The organism is Streptomyces sp. AC550_RSS872 (assembly GCF_019049285.1).
Classification (GTDB): domain Bacteria; phylum Actinomycetota; class Actinomycetes; order Streptomycetales; family Streptomycetaceae; genus Streptomyces.
In genome coordinates, this window is record NZ_JAGMUL010000135.1 from 1 (window position 1) to 8,770 (window position 8,770).

Here is an 8,770-nt window from a genome sequence, read left to right on the forward strand (position 1 = left end):
TCTTGCGTTTCCGACTCTATCAGATCCTTTTCCGATCCGATTTCCTCGGTGCTTTCCAGGTTCCCGCTCTCGCGTTTCCCTTTCCGGCGATTCCGACTCTATCAGATCCTTTCGGGCCTGACTCCCAGTCAGCGGGGCTTGTCTTCGCGGCCGTTGGGCCGCTCCGACGTCTCAAACCTTAGCGGATCCTCTCGGCGATTCCCAATCGGGCCGCCGAGCCCCAATTCGAATTGAATTCGGGCACGCCGAAATCAACCCCGTGAGGAGATCGTGCTGGTGGTTTGGTTTGCCGCTTCCGCGGCGGGAGGTGCTGTCGCAGAACCGTTACGGCTCGGCGGCAACCCGAAGAACTTTACGGATCCGGGAGGGGGCTGTCAAGAACCCCTTGTCAAGATCTTTTCCGGCGGTGCTGCGGGCCTGGTCAGTCCAGGTCGCTGAGGCGTCCGCCGGCGTCCGGCTGGGCGTGCTCCACCCTGCGGAGCAGGCGGGTGAGGACCTCGCCGAGGGTGGTGCGCTCCTCGGCGGAGAGGTCCTGGAGCAGCTCCTCCTCGAAGACCGACGCGAGCCGCATTGCCTCCAGCCACTTCTCCCTGCCCTCGACGGTGAGCTCGACGATGACGCGGACGCGGTTGGACTCGTCGCGCTCCCGGGTGACCAGACCCTCGGCGACCATGCGGTCGATCCGGTGGGTCATGGCGGCCGGGGTGAGGCCGAGGCGCTTGGCGAGGTCACTGGGGCCCATGCGGTACGGGGCGCCGGACAGGACGAGGGCCTTGAGGACCTCCCACTCGGCGTTGCTGATGCCGAGCGCCGCGGTCTGCCGGCCGTAGGCGACGTTCATGCGGCGGTTCAGGCGGGACAGCGCCGAGACGACCTTCTCCACCTGGGGGTCGAGGTCCTGGAACTCGCGCTGGTAGGCGGCGATCTGTTCTTCGAGTGTCGGTTCGCCGATGCCGTCGGTGTCGCCCATGGGCCGAGTATCGCATGGGTCTGCTTGGCGTTGAAGTCCTTGCATGTGTACTCTTTAGCTTCGAACTTTAGCTTTGAAGTCTTCAGATCTGCATCGAGAGAGGTGAACGTGACCAGGGCGATGGGCGCAGCGATGCGCCGGATCCACGTGGGCAACGCACTCAGCGCGTTCGGGCTCGGCTTCACCGTCCCCTACCTGTACGTCTATGTGGCGCAGGTACGGGGGCTGGGGGCCATGACGGCGGGGCTCGTCCTCGCCGTCTTCGCCGTGGCGGCGCTGGTCGTACTGCCGTTCGCCGGGCGGGCCATCGTCCGGCGGGGCCCGCTGCCGGTCCTGCTCACCGCCCTGGTCACTGCCGCGCTCGGAGCGCTGAGCCTGGGGCTCGCGGGGAGTGCGGCGGCCGTACTGCTGTCGGCGGCCGCGCTCGGGGCGGGGCAGGCCGTGATGCAGCCGGCGCTGGCGACGATGATCGTGGACTGCTCCGCGACGGAGACTCGGTCCCGGGCGTTCGCGACGCAGTTCTTTCTGCAGAACCTGGGACTGGGGGTCGGGGGGCTGATCGGGGGGCACCTCGTCGACGCGACCAGTGTTTCGTCCTTCACGCTGCTGTTCGCCATCGAGGCGGCGATGTTCCTGCTGCTCGTGGTGGTGATGGCGACCGTGCGGATGCCGCGTGCGCCTCGGATCGGTGGGGCGCCGGGGGCCGCGGCGGGGAAGGGGAGCTGGAAGCAGTTGCTCCAGAACCGGGCGATGGTGCAGCTGTGTGTGCTGGGCTTCGTGCTGTTCTTCGCTTGCTACGGGCAGTTCGAGTCGGGGTTGAGCGCTTATGGGGTCGAGGCGGCCGGGGTTTCCACGTCGGCGCTGGGGACCGCGTTGGCTGCCAACACCGCGATGATCGTGGTGGCGCAGTTCGCCGTGCTGAAGTTCGTGGAGCGGCGGAGGCGGTCGCGGGTGATCGCGGCTGTGGGGTTGATCTGGGCCGTGGCGTGGGTTGCGGCGGGGTATGCGGGGCTGGGGCACGGGAGCCAGGAGATGGCTACGGCTGCCTTCGTCTCGACGTATGCGTTGTTCGGGCTGGGTGAGGCGATGTTGTCGCCGACGGTTGCTCCGCTGGTGGCAGATCTTGCGCCGGAGGGGATGGCTGGGCAGTACAACTCTGCGTTTGCCCTGGTGAAGCAGCTTGCGTTGGCCTTGGGGCCGGCTGTGGGTGGGCCCATGGGGGCGGCGCTGCATGGGCCGTATGTGGTGACGTTCTTGTTGTTCTCGTTGGGGATCACCTGGCTCGCGGTGCGGTTGGGGCGTCAGCTGAGTGCTGTGCAGGATCAGCCGTGGTTGGGGAGGAGCCGGGTGGTGGCGCAGGGCGCTGGGGCCGCTTCTGGGCAGTCTCGGGCGCACGCCTGAGTTTTCGCCCCCGCCGCCCCTACCCGTCCCATCCCTTGAAGGGGCTCCGTCCCTTCCTCCCCGCCAAGGGGCTTCGCCCCCTGGACCCCCGTCGGCCTACGGTCTCGTCCTCAAACGCCGGACGGGCTGGAAGGTCAGGGTCTCTGTAGTACGAACTCGCACCACACCGCCTTGCCGCCGCCCGGGGTTCTGCGGGAGCCCCAGGCTGAGGAGATGGACGCGACGATGGCGATGCCTCGGCCGGACTCGTCGGCCGGTTCCGCTCGGCGGCGGCGGGGGAGGTGGTCGTCGCCGTCTGTTACCTCGATGATCAGGCGGCGGTCGGTGCGGCGGAGGCGTAGGCGCATGGGCGGGGTGCCGTGCTGGAGGGAGTTGGCGACCAGTTCGCTGGCGGCCAGGACACCCAGGTCGTGGAGGTCGGTAGGGAAGCGCCAGCTGGTGAGGACGCCGGAGGCGAAGGCACGCGCGCGGGGGGCCGCCTCGATGCCGCCGAGGAGTTCCAGGGCGGCGTTGCGGAAGAGGTCGCTGTCGGGGCCGGTGCGGGCGGGGTGCTGGAGGACCAGGACCGCCACGTCGTCGTCGTGGTCCGCCGTTACGCCCGCGCTTCGGACCAGGCGGTCGCAGATGACCTGGGGGGTGCCTGTGGCGCCGGCCAGGGCTCGTTCGAGGGAGGCGATGCCCTCGTCCAGGTCCTCGTCGCGGCGTTCCACCAGGCCGTCGGTGTAGAGGACCGCCGTGGAACCGGGGCTCAGGGCGATCGAGCCGGACGTGTGCATCCAGCCGCCGGTGCCGAGGGGCGGGCCCGTGGGTTCGTCGGCGCGCTGGACGTCGCCGTTCTCGTCGCGGACCAGGATGGGGAGGTGGCCGGCGGAGGCGTAGACCAGGCGGCCCTCGTTCGGGTCGTGGACGGCGTAGACGCAGGTGGCGATCTGGTTGGCGTCGATCTCCGTCGCCAGGCCGTCCAGGAGCTGGAGGACCTCGTGCGGGGGGAGGTCCAGGCGGGCGTAGGCCCGCACCGCTGTGCGGAGCTGGCCCATCACCGCGGCTGCTCGTACTCCTCTGCCCATGACGTCGCCGATCACGAGCGCTGTGCGCCCGCCGCCCAGGGTGATCACGTCGTACCAGTCGCCGCCGACCGCGGCCTCCGTGCCGCCGGGGTGGTAGGTGGCGGCGATGCGCAGGTCGTCCGGTTCTTCGAGCTCCTGGGGGAGGAGGGAGCGCTGGAGGGTGACGGCCGTTTCGCGTTGGCGGCGTTCGCTGGCGCGGAGGCGTTCGGCGGCCTCGGCGTGGTCGGTGACGTCGGTGGCGAAGACGAGGACGCCGCCGTCGCCCTCCGTCACGGGGGTGCAGGTGAAGGTGTAGCAGCGGCCGTCGGGGGCCTTGCGGGATTTGAGGGTGCGGGGCTTGCCGCTGCGCAGGACCTGGTCGAGAAGGGGGAGCAGGCCCAGTTCGGCCAGTTCGGGGAGGGCCTCGCGGGCCGGTTCGCCCGGAGGGCGTACGCCGAAGGCTGCCACGTACGCGTCGTTGACGTACGCCAGACGGTGGTCGGTGCCGTGGACCAGGGCCACCAGGGCCGGGACTCGGTCCAGGACCTCGCGGACCGGGAGTTCGTCCACGGCGGGAATCGGCTTGGCCTCGTCGGTGAGGTGTTCGGCGCGGGCCGCGGGGACGGCGCCCGGGCTCTCTCCCCGGCGGTCCTGGGTGACCGCCGCAGCGGGTTCGGTCCGCGCTGCGGCGCGGCGCTGCGTTCCGGGGAGCCGGGCGCTCCAGCGCGTGAAGTTCACGAATCCTTGCCTCGTGTCGTCGTCTTCGGCCAGCTCCGGACCCGGCCTGGGGTCTGAGGGGTGGCACCAGCACCCCCGGGTTGCAGCACTGTGGGGAGAGCCTTGTGGGTCGTAGGGCGGGGCGGGTGCCCGTCCGGGGTCGGGATCGGTTGGGGATCAGTCTGGCAGTGCGGCCGGCCTGGCCGACACCCGTCAGACGCCTGCCCCGTCGGTGGAGTTCCTGAGTCCGGTCAGGACGACCCCTTCGGGTCGTCTTCCGGCTTGAGAGGAGGCTTTCCACCGGCCGCGAGTTCGAACTCCGCTCGGGGATGTTCGAGTGAACCGAGGGAGACGACCTCCCTCTTGAAGAGTCCCGAGAGGGTCCATTCGGCCAGGACACGGGCCTTGCGATTGAAGGTCGGCACCCTGCTGAGGTGGTAGACGCGGTGCATGAACCAGGCAGCGTAGCCCTTGAGCTTGCGCCCGTAGACCTGTGCGACACCCTGGTGGAAGCCGAGGGAGGCGACCGAACCCGCGTGCTTGTGGGCGTACGTCTCCAGGGGTTCGCCGCGCAGGGCGTGAACGATGTTGTCGCCCAGGACCTTCGCCTGGCGCAGGGCGTGCTGTGCGTTGGGGGCGCACTCCTTGCCGGGTTCGTCCGCGGTGACGTCGGGGACGGCGGCGGCGTCTCCCGCGGCCCACGCGTGCGTCGTGCCCTCGATCGTCAGCTCGGGAGTGCACTTGAGCCTGCCGCGCTCATTAAGTGGCAGGTCGGTCGCGGCGAGGATCGGGTGCGGCTTGACGCCGGCCGTCCAGACGACCGTACGGGTCGGGAAGCGGGCGCCGTCGCTGAGGACGGCGACGCGGTCCGCGCAGGACTCCAGGCGGGTGTGCAGACGTACGTCGATGTTGCGGCGGCGCAGTTCGGTGACGGTGTAGCGGCCCATGTCCTCGCCGACCTCGGGCAGGATGCGGTCCGAGGCCTCGACGAGGATCCACTTCATGTCCTCGGGGCGGACGTTGTGGTAGTAGCGCGTGGCGTAGCGGGCCATGTCCTCGAGTTCGCCGAGTGCCTCCACGCCCGCGTAGCCGCCGCCGACGAAGACGAAGGTGAGGGCCGCGTCGCGGATCGCGGGGTCGCGGGTGGAGGAGGCGATGTCCATCTGTTCGATGACGTGGTTGCGCAGGCCGATGGCCTCTTCGACGGTCTTGAAGCCGATGGCGTGGTCGGCGAGGCCGGGGATGGGCAGGGTGCGCGCGACGGAGCCGGGGGCGAGGACGAGTTCGTCGTAGGAGAGCTGTTCGCTGCCCGTTCCCTCCTCCTCGGAGGCGAGGGTGGTGAGGGTCGCGGTGCGCCCCGCGTGGTCGATGGCGGTGGCCTCGCCGATGATGACCCGGCACCGGGACAGCACACGGCGCAGCGGAACGACGACATGGCGCGGGGAGATCGAGCCGGCGGCCGCTTCGGGGAGGAATGGCTGATAGGTCATGTACGGGTCGGGAGTGACCACGGTGATCTCGGCTTCGCCCCGTCCCAGTTCCTGTTTCAGCCTCCGCTGGAGACGCAGGGCCGTGTACATCCCGACGTAGCCGCCGCCGACAACGAGAATGCGCGCACGTTCCTTCACCATCCCATGACGCACCCGGCGCTTGCGTTTGTCCACAGGCTCGACAATTTGTGTGACCGGAGGCCGTCGACGGCGCGGTTTGGCCGAATTGCCGGAGTGCATGGAAAGTCCGCAGGTCAATGGGTGTGCGCCGGGGGGGCGCAGGTGGCGCAATCAGGGCGTAAACGCCTCGTACTCCGATCGAGGGGCGCTCCGTGCGGAACCTCCCCCTTCTGAATTGACTCCCTCTCAACTATGTTCGTGTGTCGACGGGGTGTAGGGGGATGCGCTCATCGGGTCCGTGAGTCACACAGGGCGGGCCCGTTTGTCCGGGCTTGTTCCGCGACGCTCCGGCTTTGCAATGACGGGGAGAGTCTCCGGGGGGAGACGTCATTACCGGGGGATCGCTTATGCATGTTCAGGATTCACGTTGGTCTTCCGCATCCGCCATCACATCGGGCGGCGCGGCGGTGGGCGGCACGATCAGCGCGGCTGCGGGCAACGGACGCGGGGACGCCTCGCGTACGACGCCGCTGCGCGTGGACGCACAGCGCAATCTGGAGCACGTGCTGCGTGCGGCGCGCGAGGTCTTCGGCGAGCTGGGGTACGGCGCGCCGATGGAAGACGTCGCGCGGCGCGCGCGGGTCGGCGTCGGCACGGTGTACCGGCGCTTCCCGAGCAAGGACGTCCTGGTGCGGCGGATAGCCGAGGAGGAGACGTCCCGGCTGACCGACCAGGCGCGTGCCGCGCTCGGTCAGGAGGACGAGCCGTGGTCGGCGCTCTCGCGCTTCCTGCGCACGTCGGTGGCCTCGGGTGCGGGCCGGCTGCTGCCGCCGCAGGTGCTGCGGGTCGGGGTCGAGGACGGCGTCGCACTCGACGAGGGCCGGGTGCCGCAGCAGCGGGTTCAGCCGGGCACCGGTGAGCTGCGGCTGGTGCCCGAGCAGTCGTCGGCGGGCGCGGTCGACGCGGTGGACGACGCGGGTGCGGCACTGCTCGACGTGGTGGGCCAGCTCGTGGAGCGGGCGCGCGCGGCGGGTGAGCTGCGGGCCGACGTCTCGGTGTCGGACGTCCTGCTGGTGATCGCCACGGCGGCGCCCTCGCTGCCGGACGCGGCGCAGCAGGCGGCGGCCTCGGCGCGGTTGCTCGACATCCTGCTGGAGGGGTTGCGGTCGCGCCCTCAGGCGTGACCCGGCCCGGGTGAGACCGCGCCGTCGAAGGGCGAGTGATGCGAAGGGGTGACGGCGAGGCGGGGTGCTGGGCCGGCCCTGGCCTCGAACGCCCTCACCGAACAGGCCGGGCAGGTCGCGACGCGGCACTCAACTCCCGCCCGGCGAACGCTGCTTGAGCCCCGCCCGTACGGGCGGGGGCCAGTACTGCGCTGTGGGAAGTCCCCACGGACGAGTGGATGTCCGTACGGGTGGTCCCTGGCCAAAAGCCGATATGGCACCCTGACCCGGTGTCCGGGACTGGTAGAGCTGGCAGCGGGGGCTTTCCGCGATGAGCGTTGACGGGTGGGACGAGTCACGCGGTGACGATGACTCGGCGACTCCGCAAGTGCCGAGTCAGGGCGGACGGGCGGACCTGCCACCGGGCGCCGACCCCCTGGAGGGCCGCACACCGGGCCGTACGGACGGACGTGCGGAGGGCAGCGTCCCGGCACAGCGTGACCGGCGCGAGGACAGCACGCTGCCTCTGCCGCGCGAAGTGCCGCCGCCCCGCGAGCTGCCGCCGTCGGACGCCGACCTGATCGCGCGGATGCGCTCCGGTGACGACACCGCCTACGAGGAGCTGTACCGGCGCCACGCGGAGGCGGTGCGCCGGTACGCGCGTACCTGCTGCCGCGACGCCCACACCGCCGACGACCTGACGGCCGAGGTCTTCGCCCGCATGCTCCAGGCCGTGCGCGGCGGCTCGGGCCCCGAGCACGCCGTACGCGCGTATCTGCTCACCTCGATCCGGCGGGCCGCGGCGGACTGGACGAAGTCGGCGCGGCGGGAGCAGCTGGTCGACGACTTCGCGGTGTTCGCCGCACAGTCCGCGCGGGCCTCCGAGATGTCCGACGACACCCTCGACCTTGGCGCCGACGTACGGGCCATGCACGAGGCCGAGCAGTCCATGGCCATGCGGGCCTTCCGGTCGCTGCCGGAGCGCTGGCAGGCCGTGCTCTGGCACACCGAGGTCGAGGACGAGTCGCCGAGCGAGGTCGCCACGCTCTTCGGGCTCGACGCCAACGGCACGCGCGTGCTCGCCAGCCGCGCCCGCGAAGGGCTCAAGCAGGCCTACCTCCAGGCCCATGTCAGCGCCAGCCTCGCCAGTGACGAGGAGTGCGCCCGCCACGCCGACCGGCTCGGCGCCTACGCCCGCGGCAGCCTGCGCACGCGTGCCGAGCGGGGCCTGCGCAAGCACCTGGAGGAGTGCGCCAAGTGCCGGCTGGCCGCGGGCCAGATCCAGGAGGTCGCCGGAGGTATCCCCGCCGTCGTGCCGGTCGCGGTCATCGGCTGGTTCGGCGCCGCCGGGTACGCCAAGGCGGCCGGGCTCATCGCCGGGGGTGCCGGGGTCGGCGCGGCCGGTGCCGCGGGGGCGGCCTCGGCGGCCGGCGGCGGTTCCTCGGGCGGGGCGAGCTCCGGGGGCGGCGCGGCGGCCTCCGAAGGGCTGGGCGCGCCGGTGAAGGCCGGTATCGCGGCCGGTGTGGCCGCGGTGGGCGTCGCGGCGGCGATCGTGCTCGCGCTGGCCGGCAACGAGAGACCGGCCGACAAGACCGATGCCAAACAGCCTCCCGTCCCCTCCCCCATCGTCGAGGAGACGCCGACGCCCACGCCACCGGAGCCTTCGGAGCCGGAGCCCTCGCGGAAGGAGCCCGCTCCTCGACCGCCGGCGATCGAACCGGCCGCCGAGCCCACTCCCTCCCCGACCCCGAGGCCCACGCGCACACCCGGTCCGACACCCACGCCCTCACCGAAGCCGACCCCCACACCGACACCGACGCCCACCCCCACGCCTACTCCCCCGCCCCCGCCCGCCCCGGTCGT

Annotated in this window: 6 protein-coding genes; 3 read left to right on the forward strand and 3 right to left on the reverse strand. The window is 71.1% G+C overall.

The annotated features are described in order from the left end of the window. Positions 1 to 421: 421 nt before the first annotated feature. On the reverse strand, positions 422 to 970 hold the full coding sequence (locus KUM44_RS36070) for a MarR family winged helix-turn-helix transcriptional regulator (protein WP_217213985.1): 549 nt from the start codon (positions 968 to 970) through the stop codon (positions 422 to 424). Between the two features lie 132 nt (positions 971 to 1,102). Here KUM44_RS36070 and KUM44_RS36075 point away from each other — a divergent pair, with 132 nt between their 5' ends. Beyond that, the gene (locus KUM44_RS36075; RefSeq protein ID WP_217213990.1) at positions 1,103 to 2,371 is read left to right on the forward strand and encodes an MFS transporter; all 1,269 of its coding nucleotides are present in this window, start codon (positions 1,103 to 1,105) and stop codon (positions 2,369 to 2,371) included. Positions 2,372 to 2,505: 134 nt separating this feature from the next. Here KUM44_RS36075 and KUM44_RS36080 read toward each other — a convergent pair whose 3' ends face one another. Both KUM44_RS36080 and KUM44_RS36085 read right to left on the reverse strand, forming a co-directional pair. Beyond that, positions 2,506 to 4,155: a SpoIIE family protein phosphatase gene (locus KUM44_RS36080; protein WP_217213986.1), complete on the reverse strand. Its 1,650-nt coding sequence runs from the start codon at positions 4,153 to 4,155 to the stop codon at positions 2,506 to 2,508. A 230-nt stretch (positions 4,156 to 4,385) separates the two neighbouring features. Continuing rightward, complete coding sequence (locus KUM44_RS36085) at positions 4,386 to 5,765, reverse strand: NAD(P)/FAD-dependent oxidoreductase (RefSeq protein ID WP_217213987.1); 1,380 nt, start codon at positions 5,763 to 5,765, stop codon at positions 4,386 to 4,388. A gap of 386 nt (positions 5,766 to 6,151) precedes the next feature. Here KUM44_RS36085 and KUM44_RS36090 point away from each other — a divergent pair, with 386 nt between their 5' ends. Beyond that, complete coding sequence (locus KUM44_RS36090) at positions 6,152 to 6,928, forward strand: TetR/AcrR family transcriptional regulator (protein ID WP_217213988.1); 777 nt, start codon at positions 6,152 to 6,154, stop codon at positions 6,926 to 6,928. Positions 6,929 to 7,238: 310 nt separating this feature from the next. Continuing rightward, the coding region (locus KUM44_RS36095; protein WP_217213989.1) for a sigma-70 family RNA polymerase sigma factor at positions 7,239 to 8,770 on the forward strand (1,532 nt) is incomplete at its 3' end.